General features: G+C 64.7%; 17 protein-coding genes. 4 read left to right on the top strand and 13 right to left on the bottom strand.

Annotated elements, in window-relative coordinates; genetic code table 11:
* Positions 1 to 45: 45 nt before the first annotated feature.
* On the bottom strand, positions 46 to 2115 hold the full coding sequence (locus tag N551_RS0104615; RefSeq protein ID WP_027565953.1) for a prolyl oligopeptidase family protein: 2070 nt from the start codon (positions 2113 to 2115) through the stop codon (positions 46 to 48).
* A 218-nt stretch (positions 2116 to 2333) separates the two neighbouring features.
* Between N551_RS0104615 and N551_RS0104610 the strand changes: the two genes are divergently transcribed.
* Entirely contained in the window at positions 2334 to 3581 is a 1248-nt protein-coding gene (locus tag N551_RS0104610; protein ID WP_027565952.1) for an MFS transporter, read from the top strand.
* A gap of 141 nt (positions 3582 to 3722) precedes the next feature.
* Positions 3723 to 4961, top strand: coding sequence for an MFS transporter (locus N551_RS0104605; protein ID WP_027565951.1), 1239 nt, complete (start codon positions 3723 to 3725; stop codon positions 4959 to 4961).
* Between the two features lie 127 nt (positions 4962 to 5088).
* Here N551_RS0104605 and N551_RS0104600 read toward each other — a convergent pair whose 3' ends face one another.
* Positions 5089 to 5583, bottom strand: coding sequence for a VOC family protein (locus N551_RS0104600; RefSeq protein ID WP_027565950.1), 495 nt, complete (start codon positions 5581 to 5583; stop codon positions 5089 to 5091).
* A gap of 91 nt (positions 5584 to 5674) precedes the next feature.
* Positions 5675 to 6220 (bottom strand): carboxymuconolactone decarboxylase family protein, encoded by a 546-nt coding sequence (locus N551_RS0104595; protein WP_027565949.1) that lies wholly within the window; start codon positions 6218 to 6220, stop codon positions 5675 to 5677.
* A 137-nt stretch (positions 6221 to 6357) separates the two neighbouring features.
* Here N551_RS0104595 and N551_RS0104590 point away from each other — a divergent pair, with 137 nt between their 5' ends.
* Both N551_RS0104590 and N551_RS0104585 read left to right on the top strand, forming a co-directional pair.
* Positions 6358 to 7572 (top strand): acyl-CoA dehydrogenase family protein, encoded by a 1215-nt coding sequence (locus N551_RS0104590; RefSeq protein ID WP_027565948.1) that lies wholly within the window; start codon positions 6358 to 6360, stop codon positions 7570 to 7572.
* A 143-nt stretch (positions 7573 to 7715) separates the two neighbouring features.
* Positions 7716 to 8855, top strand: a complete 1140-nt coding sequence (locus tag N551_RS0104585) for an acyl-CoA dehydrogenase family protein (protein WP_027565947.1) — start codon at positions 7716 to 7718, stop codon at positions 8853 to 8855.
* Between the two features lie 258 nt (positions 8856 to 9113).
* Here N551_RS0104585 and N551_RS0104580 read toward each other — a convergent pair whose 3' ends face one another.
* The 10 genes from N551_RS0104580 to N551_RS0104535 all read right to left on the bottom strand — a co-directional run bounded on the left by N551_RS0104580 (position 9114) and on the right by N551_RS0104535 (position 20396).
* On the bottom strand, positions 9114 to 10151 hold the full coding sequence (locus N551_RS0104580; RefSeq protein ID WP_027565946.1) for an amino acid ABC transporter substrate-binding protein: 1038 nt from the start codon (positions 10149 to 10151) through the stop codon (positions 9114 to 9116).
* A gap of 54 nt (positions 10152 to 10205) precedes the next feature.
* Complete coding sequence (locus N551_RS0104575; protein ID WP_027565945.1) at positions 10206 to 10799, bottom strand: L,D-transpeptidase; 594 nt, start codon at positions 10797 to 10799, stop codon at positions 10206 to 10208.
* Between the two features lie 322 nt (positions 10800 to 11121).
* The gene (locus N551_RS0104570) at positions 11122 to 12096 is read right to left on the bottom strand and encodes a hypothetical protein (RefSeq protein ID WP_027565944.1); all 975 of its coding nucleotides are present in this window, start codon (positions 12094 to 12096) and stop codon (positions 11122 to 11124) included.
* Between the two features lie 86 nt (positions 12097 to 12182).
* Positions 12183 to 12746, bottom strand: coding sequence for a thioredoxin family protein (locus N551_RS0104565; RefSeq protein WP_027565943.1), 564 nt, complete (start codon positions 12744 to 12746; stop codon positions 12183 to 12185).
* A gap of 31 nt (positions 12747 to 12777) precedes the next feature.
* Entirely contained in the window at positions 12778 to 13476 is a 699-nt protein-coding gene (locus tag N551_RS0104560; RefSeq protein ID WP_027565942.1) for a cytochrome c biogenesis CcdA family protein, read from the bottom strand.
* Between the two features lie 338 nt (positions 13477 to 13814).
* On the bottom strand, positions 13815 to 14426 hold the full coding sequence (locus N551_RS0104555; protein ID WP_018456005.1) for a sigma-70 family RNA polymerase sigma factor: 612 nt from the start codon (positions 14424 to 14426) through the stop codon (positions 13815 to 13817).
* Between the two features lie 429 nt (positions 14427 to 14855).
* Positions 14856 to 15590 carry a response regulator gene (locus N551_RS0104550; protein ID WP_007597984.1) on the bottom strand — a complete coding sequence of 245 codons (735 nt, stop codon included), beginning with the start codon at positions 15588 to 15590 and terminating at the stop codon, positions 14856 to 14858.
* A 10-nt stretch (positions 15591 to 15600) separates the two neighbouring features.
* Positions 15601 to 17346 (bottom strand): DUF3369 domain-containing protein, encoded by a 1746-nt coding sequence (locus N551_RS0104545; protein WP_027565941.1) that lies wholly within the window; start codon positions 17344 to 17346, stop codon positions 15601 to 15603.
* Positions 17316 to 19346, bottom strand: coding sequence for an ATP-binding protein (locus N551_RS0104540; protein WP_027514477.1), 2031 nt, complete (start codon positions 19344 to 19346; stop codon positions 17316 to 17318). The genes N551_RS0104545 and N551_RS0104540 overlap by 31 nt, the downstream gene beginning before the upstream one ends.
* 54 nt (positions 19347 to 19400) lie before the next feature.
* Complete coding sequence (locus N551_RS0104535; protein WP_027565940.1) at positions 19401 to 20396, bottom strand: TRAP transporter substrate-binding protein; 996 nt, start codon at positions 20394 to 20396, stop codon at positions 19401 to 19403.
* Between the last annotated feature and the right edge of the window lie 122 nt (positions 20397 to 20518).

Here is a 20518-nt window from a genome sequence, read left to right as displayed (position 1 = left end):
GAGGTGCACCCGCCTGCTGCGCTCCACTGATTCATCAAGAGGCCGTCAGCCCTCGCCGTCCTTCCACCCGATCTTCTCTTTCAAAAACCGAAAGCCAATCACCTCGAAGCCGGCGCGTTCCTTGTTGTCCTTGCCGTAGCCGTGGCCACCCGCTTCAGGCTCGTAGAACCAGGCCTCGTAGCCCATGGCCTGGAGCTTTGCGGCCATCTTGCGCGCATGCCCGGGATGGACACGGTCGTCACGCCGCGTGGTGGCAATCAGGATCGGCGGATAGGGTTGGCCGGCTTTGACGTTGTGATAGGCGGAGTAGGTCTTCAGCCAGTCCCACTCCTCCGGCTTGTCGGGATCGCCGTATTCCGCGATCCAGCTCGCGCCGGCGAGCAGCTTCGTGTAGCGGCGCATGTCGATCAGCGGGATGGTGCAGAACAGCGCGCCGAAACGTTCGGGGTAGCGCACCAGCATGTTGGTGATGAGGATGCCGCCGTTCGATCCACCCTGCGCGGCGATGCGCTTTGCTTTGGTCACGCCGCGGCGGACGAGATCGGCGGCAACGGCTGCGAAATCGTCGTGCGACAGTTTCTTGCCGGCGAGCCGGCCGGCATCGTGCCAGCGCGTGCCGAATTCGCCGCCGCCACGCAAATTCGCCTGCACTGTCGTGCCGCCGCGCTCCAGCCACAGCTTGCCGAGCGATGCGTTGTAATACGGCTTCACCGAATGGGCGAAGCCGCCATAGGCGCTCATATAGACCGGTGCATCGCCGGTCTCGCCGCTGGGGCCGGTCTGCACATAAGGGATGCGCTCGCCGTCGATCGAGATCGCCTCGTGCTGGGTCACCACGAGGCCGTCGGCGTTGAATGTTTTCGGCGCCTGCTTCAGCACGGTCGGGCTCGCGACGCCGCGCTCCATCAGCAGCAGCGACGGCGGCGTCAGCGGATCCTGCACATTGGCAAGCAGGTCGCCATTGCTCTCGGAGGGATGGCGATCCAGCGGCCAGATGTCGACCACGCCGATCTGCGGCAGGCCGCCGAGTGACGCGCGGCTCCAGCTCGTGGCGGACGGCGTGCAGATCTCGAATTGCGGCTGGAGCTCGTCGAGGATCGACAGCACCAGCCTGCCTCCGGTCCAGAACAGACCTTGCAGGGCGCGGCGAGATTCCGGCTCGAACAGGACTGCGAAATCGCGGCTGCCGGCGAGGAAGGCCGAGAGCGACATGCCGAGCACGGTGTCGGCGGCATAGGTTTTCCCCTCGATCGACCAGGCTTCGCGCAGCTTCATCGCGAACCAGTCGCCATGCGCCTGCAACCAGATGCCGGTCGGCAGATCGAGCTTTGTCGTCGTGCCGTCCGCGCCGCGCAGCCAGAGCGCATGATTGAAGAAGTCGATCTGGTCGACGATCCAGCTGCGCGGCGCCGCCGCGGTGTCGTCGACGATGCCGGAGATCGCCATATGATCGGCCGTGGTCTCGATGATTACCTGCGCCTGATCGATAGGCTGGCCGCGTCGCCACAGCCGAACCGTCCGGGAATATCCCGAGCTCGTCGCCATGCCTTCGCCATAGGCGCTCGACAGCAGCAGCGTGTCGGCATCGAGCCAATCGGCGCCGCCCTTGGCTTCCGACAGCGCAAATCCGTCCGCGACGAAACTCTTGGTGTCGAGGTCGAATTCCCGCAAGGTCACGGCGTCGCTGCCACCGCGCGACAGGCCCAAAATGGCGCGCGCGCTTCCCTTCTGTGTGGTGATTCCGCTCAGCAGCCAGTCCTCGCCTTCGCTTGCGGCGAGCTGGTCGACATCCAGCATGATCTCCCACGTGGGATGCGGTTTGCGAAACTCCGCGAGCGAAGTCTTCCGCCACAGGCCGCGCGGGTTGGTGGCGTCCTTCCAGAGGTTGTGCAGTTCGTCGCCGCGCCGGCTGACATAGGGAATGTTGTCGGGACGATCGTAGATCGCCGCGAGGATGTCACGGTCGCGCGCGAAGGCCGCTCCGCCGAACGCCTCGAGCGTCAGGCTGTTCTGCCGCGTGACGAAATCGAGCGCCTGCTTGCCTTCGATCTCCTCCAGCCAGAGCCAGGGATCGTCGTCGGGAGTGCTGAGCGTAGGCCTGTCGTCGACGGACATGAACGAAACTCCGGAAGGTCGCGGCGGATAGGATTTGATCGAGCGCAAACCGTCAAGTGCGCGGCCCATTATCATCGGCCCGATTGCGTCAGAGACATGGCCTGCGCCCGTTTGCGCCGGTTGCCCGGCCTCCCGCGCCCCGCCATAGTGCCGGGAATCAAGCGAGCCCTTGAAAGCCTTTAAAAGCCCCTCGAAAGCCCGTTGGGGCGGAAATGCCGATGCTGGATGTGACTGCAGCCAATGAGATCGCCGCCGACACCCGCGTGCGCGCCAATGTGGTGCGCCTGGCCGCCGCGCAGGCGCTGACCGGCGCCAACTCGGCGGTGATCTTCGCCACCGGCGCGATCGTCGGCGCGACGCTCGCGCCCGACGTCTCGTTCGCGACCGTGCCGATCTCGATGTACGTGCTCGGCCTCGCCGCCGGCACGCTGCCGACCGGCGCGATCTCGCGCCGCTTCGGCCGCCGAATGGCTTTCATCGTCGGCACAGGTCTGGGCGCGCTGACCGGTCTGCTCGGCTCGTTCGCGATCCTGCACGCTTCGTTTCCGTTGTTCTGTCTGGCGACTTTTCTCGGCGGCCTCTACGGCGCGGTGGCGCAGTCCTATCGCTTCGCTGCGGCCGACGGCGCCAGTGTTGCCTATCGACCCAAGGCGGTATCCTGGGTGATGGCGGGCGGCGTGTTCGCCGGCGTGCTCGGTCCGCAGCTCGTGCAATGGACCATGGATGTCTGGCAGCCTTATCTGTTCGCTTTCAGCTTCCTGGTCCAGGCTGCCGTCGCGCTCATCGCGATGGGCATCGTCGCCGGGGTCGACATGCCGAAGCCAGCACCGGCCGATCTTCACGGCGGGCGGCCGCTGCTCGAGATCGTGGCCCAGCCGCGTTTCATTGCGGCGGCGCTGTGCGGCGTCATCTCCTACCCCATGATGAATCTGGTGATGACCTCGGCGCCGCTCGCCATGAAGCTGTGCGGCTTGAGCGTTTCCGATTCAAATTTCGGCATTCAATGGCACATCGTCGCCATGTACGGGCCGAGCTTCTTCACGGGCGCGCTGATTGCCCGCTTCGGCGCGCGCAAGGTCGTTGCCGCCGGCCTGCTGCTGGAGGCTGGCGCAGCCTGCATCGGCCTGTCCGGCATCACCGCGATGCATTTCTGGGCCACGCTGGTCGTGCTCGGTGTGGGGTGGAATTTTTCCTTCATCGGCGCCTCCGCGCTGGTCTTGGAGACGCACCGGCCGCAGGAGCGCAACAAGGTGCAGGCCTTCAACGATTTCCTGGTGTTCGGGATGATGGCGATCGGCTCGTTCTCGTCCGGCCAATTGCTCGCCAGTTACGGCTGGTCCGCGGTGAACATGGTGGTGTTCCCGCCGGTGCTGCTCGGCCTCGCCGTGCTCTCGCTGGCGTCCTTTGCCCGCCGTCGCAAAGCGCGACTGGACGCGGCGATGGGCGAGTTCCCGGATGCGATCTGAATTGGCGGGAGGCTGTCAGCAGCGTTGATAGTTCGATCCAGGTCGAAGTGATTTCCGGGGCTTGGGTTGTTACATGATGCTCGTCATGAACAGGCGAGCGTGAAGCACGGCGCTCGCGGGGGAAACGAAGGACAAGCGCAAATGCTCGACAATCCCCGGCACGACGCATCCATCGACGAATCCTCCCTCCGCTACGAAGGTTGGCGCATCGTTGCGGTCTGCTTCCTGCTCGCGACCTTCGGCTGGGGGCTCGGCTTCTACGGCCAGAGCGTCTATGTCGCCGAGCTCCAGCGCGCGCACGGCTGGTCGGCCTCGCTGATCTCGTCCGGCACGACGTTCTTCTATCTGTTCGGCGCGCTGCTCGTCGTCTTCGTCGGCGAAGCCGTCAACAAATACGGCCCGCGCCTTGGCCTGATCGCGGGGACGCTGGCGATGTCGGCCGCGGCAGTCGCGATCGGCGCGGTGCGCGAGCCGTGGCAACTTTATCTCGCGAACGCCGTGCTCGCCTTCGGCTGGGCCGGCACCAGCCTCGCCATGATCACCAACACGATCAGCCTGTGGTTCGACCACAAGCGCGGCATGGCGATCAGCCTCGCGCTGAATGGCGCAAGCTTCGGCGGCATCGTCGGCGTGCCGCTGCTGGTGACCTTGATCGGCCACATCGGCTTCGCCAGCGCGATGTTTACCGTCGCCGGCGCCATGCTGGTGCTGCTCGTGCCGGTGATCCTGATTGTCGTCGGCCACCCGCCCGATCTCCATGGCCGGCGCGCCGCGACGAAGGCGAAGCCGCAATCATCCGCGCAAATTCGCAGCCAGGCCTTGCGCGACGTCGGCTTCCTCACTGTGACCATTGCCTTTGCCTTGGTGCTGTTCGCGCAGGTCGGCTTCATCGTCCACCTGATCTCGTTCCTCGATCCCGTGATCGGGCGCGAGCGCGCGGCCGTCGCGGTTGCGGCGCTGACCGCGATGGCGGTGATCGGGCGGGTGCTGTTCTCTCTGGTGATCGACCGCCTCAACCAGCGGCTCGCCTCGGCGCTGTCGTTCCTGAGCCAGGCCGTGGCGCTTCTCGTCGTCATCAATTTGCACAATGATTACGTGCTGATCGCGGCCTGCGCATTGTTCGGCTTCTCGGTCGGCAATCTCATCACGCTGCCGTCGCTGATCGTGCAGCAGGAATTCGATTCCGCCTCGTTCGGCGTGCTGATCAGCCTCAACACCGCGATCAACCAGGTGACGTATGCGTTCGGCCCCGGCGTGGTCGGCCTTCTGCGCGATTTTTCCGGTGGCTATGAGCTGCCGTTCTATCTGTGTATTGCGCTGGAGCTGGCGGCGGCGGCGTTGATCATGGTGCGGGGGAAGCCGCATGTGAAGACTGCGTAGAGGCGCGGCGTCGGTTCAACATCCTCCGTCATTGCGAGCGCAGCGAAGCAATCCAGACTGCTACTGCGGAAAGATTCTGGATTGCTTTGTCGCTTCGCTCCTCGCAATGACGAGGAGAGAGTTGAGTTTAAGCCTCGCGCTGCTTCAGCAGCTCCTCCACATCCAGCCGCTTCGTAAACATCGCGAGCTTGCCGTCCGGCCCGAACGGCCATTGCTCCCGCGGCTTGTCCCAGTACAGCTCCACGCCGTTCTGGTCCGGGTCGCGCAAATACAGCGCCTCGCTGACGCCATGGTCGCTGGCGCCGTCGAGCGCAATGCCGGCCGAGAGCACGCGGTGCAGCGCATCCGCCAGCGCCGGCCGCGTCGGATAGAGGATCGCGGTGTGATAGAGCCCGGTCGTGCCCGCCGGCGGCGGCGAGCCGCCCTTGCTCTCCCAGGTGTTGAGCCCGATGTGGTGATGATAGCCGCCGGCCGAGATGAAGGCCGCGCCGGAGCCCATGCGCTGCATCAGCTCGAAACCGAGCACGCCGCAATAGAAGCCCAGCGCGCGATCGAGATCGGCGACCTTGAGGTGAACGTGGCCGATCCTGGTGCCGGCGGCGACGGCTTGGTTCTGCGACATGCGGCTGCTCCGTTGATGAACTCCACATAAGTGCGTGCTTGGGACAGTGCTACCGGCCTATCCAGAAACCCAGCGTTTCCGGATAGGCAACTTACGACAGCTCCCGCACCTCGCCCTCCGGCAGCTCGAACTCAAACGTGTTCAGCGTCATCGACACCAGCGTGTAATAGCCGCAGAGACCAATCACCTCGACCACGCCGCGCTCGCCGAGCAGCTTCACCGCCTCGTCATAGAGGCCCTTCTCGACGCCGTGGCCCTCATGCAGCGACTTTGCGACGTCGTAGATCATCTTGCCCTTGGGATCGTCGAAGACGGGCGTGCGGCGGTCGCGGATGGCATCGATGATGTCAGGGGCCATGCCGCCGGCAAGCGCGAGGCGCTTGTGCGCGTACCATTCGTAATGCGCGGTCCAGTGCCGCGCCGTCACCAGGATCGCGATCTCCGAGAGCTTCGCGGGGAAGATCGTATCGTAGCGCAGGACCTCGCCGAGCCGCGTGGCGTGGCGGGCCATGTCGGGGCTGTTGAGCCAGGCCATCATCGGCGCCGGCGGCTTGCCGCGCTTGCCGGCAATCGACTCGTCATAGGTCTGCCGCTGGCTCTCGTTCATTTCGCCAGGCGAAAGAAGTTTCAGGCGCATTGTTGTTTCCTCTTTGTTTTCTAGCTTCGCCGTCGCGGCGACTATAGCGGATGCGTGACACGGAAGTGGTTGAATTCCGCGGGAGCTTGGCCCAGAGTCGCGGCCAACAAGCCGATTTAGATTGATGGAAACGACCAATGACTGACGCCAGGGCCAGCGAGACTGAGACCGCCGATCTCGAAACATTCCGCAGCGAAACGCGCGCCTGGCTCGAGGCCAATTGTCCGCCGGAGATGCGCAAGCCTGCAACGTCCGATGCCGACGTGTTCTGGGGCGGACGCAATGCAAAATTCTCGTCCGAGCCGCAACGCATCTGGTTCGAGCGCATGCGCGACAAGGGCTGGACCGTACCCGATTGGCCGAAGGAGTACGGCGGCGGTGGCCTGAGCGCCGCCGAGCACAAGGTGCTGCGCGCGGAGATGGCACGAATCGGCGCGCGGCCCCCGCTGTCGAGCTTCGGCATCTGGATGCTCGGGCCGGCGCTGCTGAAATACGGCAACGATGCCCAGAAGAAGGAGCATCTGCCGAAGATCGCCGCGGGCCTGATCCGCTGGTGCCAGGGCTATTCCGAGCCGAACGCCGGCTCCGATCTCGCCTCGCTGCAGACCCGTGCCGAGAGCGACGGCGATGATTTCGTCATCACCGGGTCGAAGATCTGGACGTCCTACGCCAACTACGCCGACTGGATCTTCTGCCTCGTCCGCACCGATCCCGCCGCGAAGAAGCATGACGGCATCAGCTTCATCCTGTTCGACATGACATCGAAGGGCGTGACGACCAAGCCGATCCTGCTGATCTCCGGCTACTCGCCGTTCTGCGAAACCTTCTTCGACAATGTCCGCGTGCCGAAATCGCACGTGGTCGGCACCGTCAATCGCGGCTGGGACGTCGCAAAATATCTGCTCCAGCATGAGCGCGCGATGATATCAGGCATGGGCGAGCGCGGCGTCGGCCGTCCGCTCGGCCAGATCGCGGCCGATTCCGTCGGCACCGATTCGCTGGGACGGCTCGACGATTCCATGCTGCGCGGCCGGATCGCCAGCTTCGACGTCGATGAAGCCGCCCTTGCAGCCTGCGCCGAGCGCGCGGTCGATCTCGCCAAGGCGGGGCAGGCGCATCCCGCGTTCTCCTCGGCGATGAAATATTACGGCACCGAGCTCAACAAGCGCCGTTACGAGATCCTGATGTCGGCCGGCGGCGTCGATGCACTGGAATGGGAGAGCGAGCGTTCGAAGCAAGGCGCCCGTCCACGCGCCTGGCTGCGGACCAAGGCCAACTCGATCGAGGGCGGCACGACCGAGGTCATGCTCGGCATCGTCGCCAAGCGCATCCTCGATCTGCCGGGGGCGTAGACTTCCCGTCATTCCGGGGCGCGCGAAGCGCGAGCCCGGAATCCATTTCACCGCGTATATGCCCCCTGATGGATTCCGGGCCTGGCCCTTCGGGCCATCCCGGAATGACCAAGACAAAACAGATTTCGAATCGGAACGCACCCATGGCCCTCGTCCTCACCGAAGAACAATCGATGCTCCGCGACAGCGCGCGCGGGTTGATCAGCGACAAGGCGCCGGTGTCGCATTTGCGGCTTCTGCGCGACAGCAAAGACCCCACCGGCTTTTCCAAGGAGTTTTGGCATTCCTTCGCCGAGATGGGCTTTGCCGGCTTGCTAGTGCCGGAAGAGTTCGGCGGCAGCGGCCTCGGCTATGTCGAGGCCGGTGTGGTGATGGAGGAGATCGGCCGCACGCTGATGCCGTCGCCCTTCCTCGCCACCAGCGTGGTCGCGGCCTCGGCGCTGAACCGTGGCGGCAATGCCGCGCAGAAGTCGGAATATCTGCCGAAGATCTCCAACGGCTCCCTGCTCGCGACGCTTGCGGTCGACGAGGGCGCAAAACATCGCCCGCTTCAGACCAACCTTCAGGCCGTACGCGCCGGCAACGGTTTCAGGCTCTCCGGCGCCAAGGCGCTGGTGGTCGACGGTCACGTCGCCGATCTCCTCATCGTCGCTGCGCGCACCGCCGGCTCGGCCGGCGAGCACGAGGGGCTGACGCTGTTCCTGGTCAATCCCAAGGCCAAGGGCGTTGCGATCGAGCGCACCATCATGGTCGACGCGCACAATGCGGCGCGGATCGAGCTTGCCAATGTCGAGGTCGATGCCGACAGCGTGCTCGGCGAGATCGACCAGGGCGCCACGCTGCTCGACGGCGTGCTCAATATCGGGCGCGGCGCTGTGGCCTCCGAAATGGTGGGCCTGAGCGAAGAGGTGTTCAACCGCACCGTCGAGTACCTGAAGAGCCGCAAGCAGTTCGGCAAGCTGATCGGCGAATTCCAGGCGCTGCAGCACCGCGCCGCCGAGCTCTATGTCGACATCGAGATCACCCGCGCCGCCGTGATGAAGGCGCTGCAAGCGCTCGATGCGGACGTCGCCAAGGCCGCATCAAGCGTCGCAGTGGCAAAAGCCCGCGCCGGCACCACCGCCACGCGCGCGGTGCAGGAAGGCGTGCAGATGCATGGCGGCATGGGCATGACCGACCAGTTCGACATCGGCTTCTTCATGAAGCGCGCGCGCGTGTGCGAGGAGTTGTTCGGCGACGCCAACTACCACACCGAGCAGTTGGCGCGTGCGCGGGGGTATTGAGGCGCACCGTCGCGTCGCATTCGGTGTCATCGCCCGCGAAGGCGGGCGATCCAGTATTCCAGAGACGGCAGAGATCTACCGAGAGGCTGCGGCGTACTGGATCGCCCGGTCAAGCCGGGCGATGACAGTTGAGAGTGTGGACAGCGCTTGCCCCAAGCTCGTCATTGCGAGGAGCACTTGCGACGAAGCAATCCAGACTGCCTCTGCGGAAGATCCTGGATTGCTTCGCTTCGCTCGCAATGACGGCGGAAAGACCCCTTACCGCACCGGCGGTGCATACTGCACGCCGCCTGCATTCCACAGCTGGTTCATGCCGCGCGGGATCTTCAGCTTCGACTTCTCGCCGATGTTGCGCTCGTACATCTCGCCGTAATTGCCGACGTGGCGGATGATGCGGACCACCCAATCCTTGGTGAGGCCGAGTTGCTCGCCGTAATTGCCCTCGGTGCCGACCAGCCGCATCACTTCCGGCTTCTTCGACTTCAGGGCCTCGTCGATGTTCTCCGAGGAGACGCCGAGCTCCTCGGCGTTGATCATCGCGTACAGCGTCCACTTCACGATCATCATCCAGTCGTCGTCGCGCTGACGCACAACGGGGGCGAGCGGCTCCTTGGAGATCATGTCCGGCAGGATCATGTGGTCGCCGGGCTTCGACAGGTTGATCCGCAGTGCGTAGAGTTGGGAGACGTCGGCGGAGAGCGTATCGCATTTGCCGGTGTCGTAGGCTTTCACGACGTCGTCCAGCTTGTCGAACTTCACCTCTTCATACTTCATGTTGTTGGCACGGAAGTAATCCGCGACGTTGAGCGCCGTGGTGGTCCCGGTCTGGACGCAGACCTTGCTGCCGGTCAGGTCCAGCGCAGTTTCCTTGTTGCGCGCGCGTGGCAGCATGAAGCCTGCGCCGTCGTAATAGGCGACCGCGGGGAAATAGAGGTCGTAGTCGAGCTCGCGCGCCATGCTCCAGGTCGAGTTGCGCGAGAGGATGTCCACCTTTCGGCTCTGCAATTCCTTGAAGCGCTCGTTGGCATCCAGCGCGACGAACTTCGCCTTGCTCGGGTCGTTGAAGATCGCGGAGGCCACCGCACGGCAGAAATCGACGTCGAAGCCGGTCCAGTTGCCCTTGTCGTCGGGGATCGAGAAGCCCGGCAGGCCCTTGTTGACGCCGCACAGCACTTCGCCGCGGCGGACGGTGCGCTTCAGCGTGCGGGTGTCGTAGAATTCATAGATGATGGCCAGGACGGCGACCAGCACGGCGACTGCGAGCCCGATCAGCAGGCCGCCACGAAAAGTGCGCATCATGTTGCTCTCTCGAAATAATCGGGAAAAGGAATATTCGCTAAGGCGAGGAGATCAGAGCTCGGGCTTCTGCCGGATGACAACCTTGGTGCCGACCGGGACGCGATCGTAGAGATCGGCGACGTCGCGGTTGACCAGCCGGAAGCAGCCCGAGGAGACCTTGGTGCCGATCGTGTCGGGCCGATTGGTGCCGTGGATGCGGTAGACCGTGGTGCCCAAATACATGGCGCGCGCGCCGAGCGGATTGCCGGGCCCGCCGGCCATGAAGCGCGGCAGATAGGGCTGGCGCTGGATCATCTCCGCCGGCGGCGTCCAGTCCGGCCACTCCTTCTTGTTGGTGATGTTCACCAGCCCCTGCCACTGAAAACCGTCGCGGCCGACGCCGATGCCGTAGCGGATCGCGCGACCGCCAGGCTGCACCAGATAGAGATGCCGTTCGGCGGTCGAGATGATGAGGGTGCCGGGCGCTTCGGTGGTACGGAAGTAGACGACCTGCTTCTGCCACTCCGGATCGAGTTCGAAGGCATCGTCGGCGACCAGGCCCGGCTCGTCGCCGCGGTCGGGCTGCTGGGCGTAGGCATGGGGCGCGGACAGGATCAGGCCGATCGCAGCCACAAACATCCCGGTCAGACGACGAAAATCCGTCATTTCAAGCTCTCCCCCACGGCCAAGGCCAAAACCATCTGGAACCATCAAATCTGAGGGCCCTCTTCATGGCAAGTTCAAGGCACACTTAGCCGATATGTCACGAGAATGCTTTGGTTTTTTGACGAGGCCGGGCAATGCCACAAACAGGGGATGGCGCGAAAAGCAGTAGCCACGGCCTCGCTTGGGGCGGGGCGACCAAATTTGCATTCACAAACGCCGTCATGCCCGGGCTTGTCCCGGGCCTGCACGTTCTTGGCGCTATGGGTAAAGACGTGGATGGCCGGGACAAGCCCGGCCGTGACGATGTGGAAGCGACGCGATATCAGATCTGGTTATTCTCAGCCGCGATCCCGAGCCGCCGGACGATTTCGGCACCTACGGCCCGGGCCTCAGGCCTCGACCCGATGCGAGGGCTGCGAAACCGCCGTCCCGACTGCAATCGGATCACCACGATACAGTGCTCGTCCTCGGACCGGCCGCGGCGCTCGACCGTGATCGTCTTGACGTCGCGCCCTTCGATGTGGTCGGCGCGCAACGTGCCGTCGCCCCACAGGCGTTCGACGCGGATATCACCTTGCCGGATGATCCAGAAGGCGCCGGTCACAAGATTGGCATAACGGGACACCCCGAAAGCGGCGATCGCGCCGACCGGCAGCAGCATGATGTCGACCGGCCCGGGCGACAGGCCACGCCAGAGCCTGTAGGCGTAGGGAACGGCGCACAATGCGACGACGATCAGTGCGACGATCCTGATGTCTCTCTTCGAGAACGGCTCGAGCGGGTCGCCGAGACGCATCTCGGGATTGCTGGCATCGAGCGGATTGACGGGAGATTCGACGTCGGGAACGTCGAATTGCGCGGCGATCCGCGCCACCGTGTCGTGCACGTGGGTGACATCGGCGATCGGCGGCGATGTCAGGCGCTCACCGGAGGCCAAGGTGAAGGCGAGCTGGAAGCGGGCTTTCGCCCTCTTGCTGCCGGGAACCTGCAATCCCCTGATGTCGTCCTTGGCAACGACCCGCGTCCGAAGTTTTCCGAACGGACGCTGCTCCCCGATCAGGATCTCATCCGGCGTGATGATCCACACCACCGCCGGCGCCAGCATGATGATAGCGACGAACGCCGCTCCCACCAGCAGCGCGACCACGGAGATGATGACCTCCAGAGTGTCGTGCGTGAACAGGCCCGGCGTGAAGCATAGCGCAACGGCGGCCGCAAAGCCGGACATGACCAGCCGCTGCGCGATCGAGGCGCCTTCACGAAGGCGAATGTCGGTGCTGCTGGTGACGTCGTCCATCGCGGGCGGCTGATTACGTGGCCCGCGAAACTCCACGGACCGGTCCGTGGAGTCAAGCAACAAGGGCGTGGCGCGCCAATCCGGCGTCAGCTATTGGCGTTCAGCAGCTTTGCCACGGTGCGGTCGATCTCGTCATAGCGGCCTTCGCCCTCGTGCTGGAACACGATCTTGCCGTTCTGGTCGATGATGTATTGCGCCGGCCAATATCGGTTGCGGTACGCGTTCCAGGTCCTGGAATCATTGTCCTGTGCCACCGGATAGGTGATGCCGTGGCGCTTCAGCGCCGCCTGGACGTTGGAGGCCGAGCGCTCGAACGGGAATTCCGGTGTGTGCACGCCGACCACGACGAGGCCCTTGTCCTTGTACTTGGCATAGAGGTCGGTGACGTGCGGCAGCGTGTTGACGCAGTTGACGCAGCCATAGGTCCAGAAATCAACCAGCACGACCTTGCCGCGGAGATCGGCAATGTTCAGCGGTTTCGAGTTGAACCAGTTGTTGATGCCGACGAAGTCAGGCGCGGTGTCCTGGCTGGCGGCCGCTGTCACGACAGGGACGGCGCGCGCGGCCTCGTCGCAGATGCCGGGGATGACGGCGCCGGTTACGGCGATGCCGACCAGTGCGGCGGAGACGGCGAGCAGTTTGAAAGTCATGGACAAGTCCTCCGGTGAAGATGAGGGATGATCACAGGCCGATCTGGCCGGTGGGATAGAAGCCGGTGAGCCACGCCACGATCAGCGTGTCGTATTGGAAATAAGCGGCGAGCGCGAAACCGATCACGACAACGCCAAAGCCCTGCTGCAGCCGCGGCGAGATCCGCGCGAGACTGCGCACCCGCGTGGTGGCGGCCTGCCCGCCATAGGCGATCGCCAGCATGGGAATGGCCGCACCGATGGCGTAGGCGATCAGCAGCGTACCGGCCCAGGTCGCGTTCTCAGTGGTCGCGACCAGAGTCAGGATCGAGCCGAGCACCGGGCCGGCGCAGGGCGTCCAGACCAGGCCAAGCGTGGTGCCGAGCACGAGCCCGCCGAGCGCGCCCTCGCGCTGCGTGGCGCCGGAGTTGCCGAGATCGAGCCAGCCGTTGAGCCGGATCGACAGCCATTCGAACGGCGCCGGCCACAGCATCAAGAGGCCGAAGCCGAGCAGCAGGATCGATGCCACTTCGCGCAGCACGTTCGGATCGAAATTAAACAGCCGCGTGATGGCGCCGAGCAACAGCGCGGTCGCAGAGAACGAGATGACGAAGCCGAGCGCGATCATCGCGGGGCGCAGATGCGAGCTGCGGCCGATCGAGGCCCCGAGCAGGATCGGCAGCATCGGCAGCGTGCACGGCGCGGCGATGGTGAGGATGCCGGCGAGGACGGCGAAGGTGAGTTCGAGCATCGGGGCACTCGTGAATGGGGTCACGAGGGCTGTTCGGGATGAGAGAGGCAGTCGTTACCCCGCGTCACGCCTTCGTGACGGGAGTGCTGCAGCGGGCGTCTCGAACCATAAGTCCGGCACCTGAACCAAGCCCAAATACAAAACGACCCGGAGGGGGGGCATCCCGTCCGGGTCGTTGGAGGTCTTGGGAGGTTTAACGAAACCGTATGTGAGTTTTATAGGAGGGAAGTTTTTCCGCCTGATGTTGTGCTTTGTTTCAATTGTTTCGTCGGCGGTAACACTTCCGTGTCCGGAGTTAGGCCAAAACCAACGGCCTATCCCCTTGAAATATCTGAACTTCAGGCGGCGAAGCGCTCGACGCCGCAGCCCTTAAGCAATTCGGCGAGTTGCTTGCGGGCGTAGAACATCCGGGTCTTCACCGTGCTCTGCGGGATGCCGATGATCTGTCCGACCTCCTCCACCGACTTCTCATGGTAGTAGACGAGGGTGATGATTTCGCGATGCGCGGGTGACAGCTTCTGAACGCAGGCACGCAGGATGGCGCTGGTGTCGCTGCGGTCGAGCGAGGTCTCCGGCGTGTCGCAACCGTCGGCGATCTGGCGCACGTCTTCCTGGTCGATGTCCTCGAAGCGACGCTGGCGCATCGCGGTCAGCGCCTTGAAGCGGGCGATCGAGAGCAGCCAGGTCGAAACCTGCGAGCGGCCCTGGAATTGGCCGGCGGTCCGCCACACGTCCAGAAACACCTGGCTGACGAGGTCTTCCGCCGTGGTGGCGTCGCGCACGATCCGCAGGATAAAGCGGTAGACGCGCACATTGTGACGGCAATAAAGGATGTGCATGGACGTCCGGTTGCCGTCGGCAATGCTTTCGAGAAGCATGTCGTCCGAGGTCGCCTGAGCGGCAATGATGCTCTGGCTGGCTTGGGCGTTGATGGCGATGACGTTCGGCATTGACTTGGCTCCCCGTAGCGCCGCAACCGAGCGGCGTTTCCTTGGACCAAAGTGTTAATGAGCCAACGTTTCGGGACGTCTGCACGAAAAGGGGAAAATGGTTTCGTGCGCCATCAAATTGTTTCGTCGGATTAGCCGCGACGAAACATTCGGGGCAAAAAAGCGTGGAATTTCAATGTACGGAAAATACGGGGGTGGTGAATGGAGGCGGACGGAGGCGCCGGGAACGTATTTCGGGCCTTTGCGTTCGATGTCGCCTCAATCCCAGCTGTCGTCCCGGCGAAGGCCGGGACCCATAACCCGAGGGAGAAGTTTGACGAAGGCTGGCAGTGGAGAGGTCTTCCCACCGTACTAGAACCTGCGCCCACGATGCATCACGCGGTATGGGTCCCGGCCTTCGCCGGGACGACACCGTGGGTGGTGCGTGATCTACGCCTTCTCGCCCGCCGGCGAGAACAGATAGCCGCCGCCGCGGATGGTGCGGATCACGGCGGGTTTTGCCGGATCGGGCTCGATCTTGCGGCGGATGCGCATGATGCGCAGGTCGACGGCGCGATCGAAGGCTTCGGCGTCGCGCGCGTTGGCCAATTCCAGCAGGCGCTCGCGCGACAGCACGCGCTTTGGATTGGCCGCGAACACCTTCAAGAGCCCGAACTCGGATGCGGTCAGCGGGTGCTCGTTGCCCTCGTCGTCGCGCAAGGCCTGAGCTTCGAGATCGAGCCACTTCGTCCCGAACCGTACCAATTGCTCCTTGTCCGATTTCGCAGCCGCCGTTTCCGCCACGGCTTTCGCCGGCGCGCTCCGGCGCAGCACCGAGCGGATGCGCGCCATCAGCTCACGCAGCTCGCACGGCTTGGCCACGTAATCGTCGGCGCCGAGCTCGAGGCCGACGACGCGGTCGATCGGGCTCGCCGTCGCCGTCAGCATGATCACCGGCACGTTGATGCGGCTCTTGAGGTCGCGGATGATCGAGAGCCCGTCTTCCTCCGGCATGTTGAGGTCGAGCACGACGAGGTCGGGCATGCTGCCGTCGATCGCCGTGCGCAACGACTTGCCGCCGTCGCACAGCGTCACGGTGAAGCCGTGCATCTTGAGGTAATCGCCGACCATCTCCCGGGCCGGGGCCTCGTCGTCGACGATCATGATGTGCTGGCTTTGGGTCATGGTGCTGAGATCACGGGATTTCGGTCGCGGGGAGGGTGATGGTGAAGGTCGAGCCCTTGCCGGGGCCCTCGCTCTCGGCGGTCACCTCGCCGCCGTGCATGTCGATAATACGCTTGACGATGGACAACCCAAGCCCGGTCGAGCTCTCGCCGGCGGTCGGTTTCGCCGACAGCCGCTGGAACCGGCCGAACAGGCGGCCGAGATCCTCCGGCGACAGGCCCGCGCCCTCGTCGCTGACGCGGATGATTGTGTCGCCGCCTTCATGGCTCACGATGACGCCGATCTTGCCGCCGATCGGCGAGTATTTGATGGCGTTGCTGATGAGGTTGTCGATCGCCTCGCGGATCCGGTCGGTGTCGCACATGGTGACGATGTTGACGGGTGCGGTGACGCTGATCGCCTGCTGCTTGTTGATGGCGAGCGGCTGGTTGGCCTCGGCGACTTCCTTGACCAGGGCCGCGACGTCAACCGGCTCGCGGCGGATGGTGATGTCGAAGGCATCGGCCATCGCGTCCGAGATCAGATGATCGACCATCGAGGTCAGGCGCTTGGTCGCATCGCGGATGTGATCGACCTGGGCGACCACGCCGCCTGACGACGCGCCGGTCGAGATCAGCTCCTTCAGCATCTCGGTGCGGCCGAGGATGACGCCGAGCGGGTTCTTGAGATCGTGGGCAACGGTGCCGAGGATCTCGTTCTTGAAGCCGTTGGCGCGCTGCAGCCGCAGCCATTGCGCTGAGAGGCGGCGGTTGGCCTGCATCAGCGCGCGGGTGCGCTGGGCGACGCGGTCTTCCAGCTGGGTGTTGGCAGCCTGCAGCTGCTGGTAGAGGATGACGTTGTCGAAGGCGATCGAGAGCCGGCTGGAGAAGATCTCGACCAGCGAGCGGTCGGTCTCGGACAGCTCGCGCTCGGCCTGCAGCAGCACCACGACCTCGCGCCCGCTTCCGGTGCGCAAATAGATGACGCTGCGGTGGTCCGCGAATTCGTTCTTGCGGCCCTGGAACGCGGCTTCCACCATCGCGCGCAGATCGGGGTCGAGCGCCTTCGACGAGGTCGTGCCGATGAAGCGGCTGTAGCAGCCGCTGCCGGCGAGCACCGAGAGCTCGGGGTCGAGGCCGCCATTGTCGCGCAAGACCAGTATGCCGGCGCAATCGACGTTGAGCAGCGAGGCGAGCTGGGTCAGCACGCCCTCGGCGAGCCGCTGCATCGACTTGAAGTCGTACAGCGTCGAGGCGGCGTCGATGATGATCTCGAGCCCGCGCCTTGTCTGCAGCATGCGCTCGAGCTGCTGGTAAGAGCGCAGCGCCGCGGTCAGCGAGGTGAACAGCTTGTCGGCGGTGAGCTCGGTCTTGGCCTTGTAGTCGTTGATATCGTACTGGACGATTACGCGCCGCTCGGGCGCCTGGCCGGGCTGTCCGGTGCGCAGGATGATGCGCACGGTCTCGTTCTTGAGCTCGTTGCGGATGTACTCGACCAGCTCAAGGCCGGCGACGTCCGTCTCCATGATGACGTCGAGCAACACGGCGGCGATGTCGTTGTGCGCCGCCATCAGCTTGCGACCTTCGGCCGCGGAATGGGCGGAGAGGATCTCCAGGCCCTGGCCGTTGAGGGAATAGTCCGAGAGCGCAAAACGCGTGCCGTCATGCACGGCCGGATCGTCGTCGATGACGGCGATCTTCCATTTCCGGGCGTCAACATCCTCCGATGCGGTACCGGTGTCGTCGATCAGGTGGAGGACATCGTCCTGTTCGGCCATTGAGAAGTCCCGTCAGTCTCTGTGCTTTGCCCGCCGCCCCTGGCGACCCGGGGCATGATAATGCGAAATGTAGTGCCTTGTCCCAGCTTGGATTCCAGCATCATGCGACCGCCGAGCTGCTGGGTGACGAGGTTATAGACGATATGGAGGCCGAGTCCCGTGCCACCTTCATTGCGCCTGGTGGTAAAGAATGGGTCAAAGGCCTGGCGCTGCACGTCGGAGGTCATGCCGGCCCCGTCATCGGTGAAGATGATCTCGACGTCGTCGGCCCCGCGGGGCCGCGCCGAGATCGTGATCGTGCCGGCGCGGCCGTCGGCAAAGGCGTGGTTGGCGGCGTTGAGGAACAAATTGGTCAGGATCTGGCCGTAGGAGCCGGGATAGCCGTCGAGCAGCAGCCCCTCGGGCATGTCGACATGGAGCGTGATCGGCGACCGCTTCAGCACCGGGCGCAGGCTCGCGATGATCTGGTCGGTGGCTTCGCTCAGTGAGAACTGCCGCCGCTCGGCATGGGAGCGGTCGACCGCGACCTGCTTGAAAGACTGGATCAGTTCGCCGGCGCGCTGGAGATTGGCGACGAGCTGCTGCGAGGCGTCGCGCGAGGACTGCACGAATTCTTCCAGCTGCGAGCGGCGTAGGCCGCCGTCGCCCTTGAGCTGGGCCTCGAAGATCTCGGTGCGCCGGGCAAAGCTCGACGCAACGGTGAGGCTGATCCCGATCGGATTGTTGACCTCGTGCGCGACACCGGCGACGAGGCCGCCGAGGGCTGCGAGCCTCTCGGCATCGATCAGATTCTGCTGCGCGGCGTTGAGCTCGAGCAGCGCGCTCTCGGCCTTCTCCTTGGACGCGCGCAGCTCGTCCTCGGTCTGGCGCTTTGCGATGGCGTTTTCGCGGAACACTTCCACCGCGCGCGCCATGGCGCCGACCTCGTCACGTGCACGCGTGCCCTGCACCTCGCGGCCGAGGTCGCCGAGCGTGATCGCGCGCATCGCCGCCATGATCTGCTGCAGCGGCAGCCGGATCGACAGCGCGATCAGCACGCCGGCGGTGAGGATGATGCCGAGGAAGATCACGGCGATGGAAAGAACGCGGCGGGAAATGTCCGCCAGCGTGCGGTCGAACGTCTCCTGCGCCTTCTGCTCGCGCTGGCGCATCTTGGTGGAGAGATCGTCGATGGCGCCGATGGCCTCGGCCTGGTTGGCGTCGATGGTGTTGCGCAGCAGTTCGGTACGGTTCGTGAGCTGCTCGGAGAGCTTTGCGAAGCCCTCGCGCAGCGCGGCGGTCCGGGCCGCCAGCCGCCGCAGCGCCATGCGCTGGAGGTCGTTGTCGGCGAGATCGATCATCACGGGGATGGTCTTCTCGATGGTTTCGGTATTGCGGCGGGCGTCGTCGGCCGCACCCGATGACAGCGAGAGATAGTAGGAATTGGCCGCGACCAGCATCGCGGTGAAGGCTTCGCGCGACTTGCCCAGCGAAGGCCAGATCAGCGCGTCGCGGTGGCCGGTGGCGCCTTCGATGATGGAGTAAAGCCCGGCCATGTCCCTGGCCGGTCCCTGCACCTGATCCTCATAGGTCTTCGCGATGGTGGCCTGCACGCCGCGCAGCTCGCCGAAGCCGTTGAGGAAGCGGTCGGTGGTGCGCTCCAGCTCCTCGACCGAGCCCGACAGCATCGGGTCCTTGGCTGCGCGGTTGGTCAGCGTCCCCAGCACCGCCTCGCGCAGCAGCAGGATCTCGGCGAACAGGTCGGGGCTCGGCTGGTTGATGTAGCGGTGGATCAGATTGTGCAGCCGCCCGGTCTCGCTTTCGAGCAGCGCCAGAATCCGGTCGGATTCGCGCACCTGGCGCACGTCCTCCCAGGCCGAGCCGAGCACCTGCGAGCCGTTCCAGATCAGCCCGACCAGCACGATGACCACGGCAGAGTTCAGCGCCGCGATCGACAGGATGCGCCAGCGGATCGGCACCGCCCGGAGCACGCCGACCAGCCGCGCGCGCAGCCGCCCCATCGGGCCGGGCGACCTGTCTGCATGCTCGCTGTGTCCAAGCCCGGGCAAGAGGCCTCACTCCACCTTGCGAATGCGTTCGATCAGCACGGCCGCGGCCGGATCTTGCCCGGCCTTGGTGTAGATCGCGACCATCGCGTCCTCGAACGGCTTGCGGTCGATATCCCTGACGATGGTGACGCCCGCTTCTTCCGCCTTGCGCTGCGACTGCTCCTCGAGGTCGCGCCATTTCTCGCGCATGAATCGGCTGGAGCGCTGCGCGGCTTCCCGGAAGATGGTCTGGTCGTCGGCCGACAGGCTTTTCCACGCCTTCAGCGAGATCACCAGCACTTCGGGGCTCATCGTGTGCTCGGTGAGCGCGAGATAGCCGGCATGCTTGTAATGGTCCGTCGTCACGTAGGAGGGCCAGTTGTTCTCGGCGCCGTCGATCAGATGGTTGGCAAGCCCGGCAAGCACCTGTCCATAGGGCATCTCGACCGGCTCCGCGCCGAGCGCGCGGATCATCTGGCTCATCAACTCCGACTGCTGCACCCGGATCCGCAATCCCTTGAGGTCCGCGACGTTTCTGACCGGGCGGGCGCCGTTGTAGATCGACCGCGCGCCGGAATCGTAGAAGGCGAGGCCAACGAAGCCATAGGGCTCGAAGCTGCCGAGGATCTCGCCGCCGATCGGCCCGTCCAGCACCTTCTGCATGTGCTCGATGGACCGGAACAGGAACGGCATCGCCAGCACGTTCATCGCCGGGACGAAGTTGCCGATCAGCGCCACATTGGTCCGGTTGAGATCGATCGCGCCGACCCGGGTCTGCTCGATGGTCTCCTTCTCCTCGCCGAGCTGGCGGGAGTGGAACACCTTGACCTCGTGCCGGCCGCCGCTGCGCTCGGCGATCAGGGCGCCCATGTAGCGCAGCGCCTGCACGGTCGGATAATCCTCGGTCTGGGTGTCGGCGGCGCGGAATTCCCGCGCAGCGGCCCCCGTCGCGCAGATGGCGATCAGAAGCGCGACGAAAATCACCCCGGTCCGCGAGCGTTCGGCACGGTTCAACACTGGCACACTCAACCCCTCAGTGGTGGAGTCTATGGCGGGAGCAAAAGGTTCAATGCAATCTAGCAGATGGTCGGGGGAAGGCCATCCCGCCCGGGGCTTCGGCGGGATTGTGCGGCGCGGCCGGCGCT

Origin of the sequence: Bradyrhizobium sp. URHA0013 (genome assembly GCF_000518345.1) — a bacterium.
Taxonomy (GTDB): domain Bacteria; phylum Pseudomonadota; class Alphaproteobacteria; order Rhizobiales; family Xanthobacteraceae; genus Bradyrhizobium.
The sequence above is the reverse complement of the archived record's forward strand: the minus strand, read 5'-3'. Positions and strand labels throughout refer to the sequence as shown.

Coding starts and splice junctions, on each gene's coding strand:
- N551_RS0104615 (WP_027565953.1), bottom strand. CDS start 2,115: ATGTCCGTCGACGACAGGCCTACGCTCAGCACTCCCGACGACGATCCC.
- N551_RS0104610 (WP_027565952.1), top strand. CDS start 2,334: ATGCTGGATGTGACTGCAGCCAATGAGATCGCCGCCGACACCCGCGTG.
- N551_RS0104605 (WP_027565951.1), top strand. CDS start 3,723: ATGCTCGACAATCCCCGGCACGACGCATCCATCGACGAATCCTCCCTC.
- N551_RS0104600 (WP_027565950.1), bottom strand. CDS start 5,583: ATGTCGCAGAACCAAGCCGTCGCCGCCGGCACCAGGATCGGCCACGTT.
- N551_RS0104595 (WP_027565949.1), bottom strand. CDS start 6,220: ATGCGCCTGAAACTTCTTTCGCCTGGCGAAATGAACGAGAGCCAGCGG.
- N551_RS0104590 (WP_027565948.1), top strand. CDS start 6,358: ATGACTGACGCCAGGGCCAGCGAGACTGAGACCGCCGATCTCGAAACA.
- N551_RS0104585 (WP_027565947.1), top strand. CDS start 7,716: ATGGCCCTCGTCCTCACCGAAGAACAATCGATGCTCCGCGACAGCGCG.
- N551_RS0104580 (WP_027565946.1), bottom strand. CDS start 10,151: ATGCGCACTTTTCGTGGCGGCCTGCTGATCGGGCTCGCAGTCGCCGTG.
- N551_RS0104575 (WP_027565945.1), bottom strand. CDS start 10,799: ATGACGGATTTTCGTCGTCTGACCGGGATGTTTGTGGCTGCGATCGGC.
- N551_RS0104570 (WP_027565944.1), bottom strand. CDS start 12,096: ATGGACGACGTCACCAGCAGCACCGACATTCGCCTTCGTGAAGGCGCC.
- N551_RS0104565 (WP_027565943.1), bottom strand. CDS start 12,746: ATGACTTTCAAACTGCTCGCCGTCTCCGCCGCACTGGTCGGCATCGCC.
- N551_RS0104560 (WP_027565942.1), bottom strand. CDS start 13,476: ATGCTCGAACTCACCTTCGCCGTCCTCGCCGGCATCCTCACCATCGCC.
- N551_RS0104555 (WP_018456005.1), bottom strand. CDS start 14,426: ATGCCGAACGTCATCGCCATCAACGCCCAAGCCAGCCAGAGCATCATT.
- N551_RS0104550 (WP_007597984.1), bottom strand. CDS start 15,590: ATGACCCAAAGCCAGCACATCATGATCGTCGACGACGAGGCCCCGGCC.
- N551_RS0104545 (WP_027565941.1), bottom strand. CDS start 17,346: ATGGCCGAACAGGACGATGTCCTCCACCTGATCGACGACACCGGTACC.
- N551_RS0104540 (WP_027514477.1), bottom strand. CDS start 19,346: ATGGGGCGGCTGCGCGCGCGGCTGGTCGGCGTGCTCCGGGCGGTGCCG.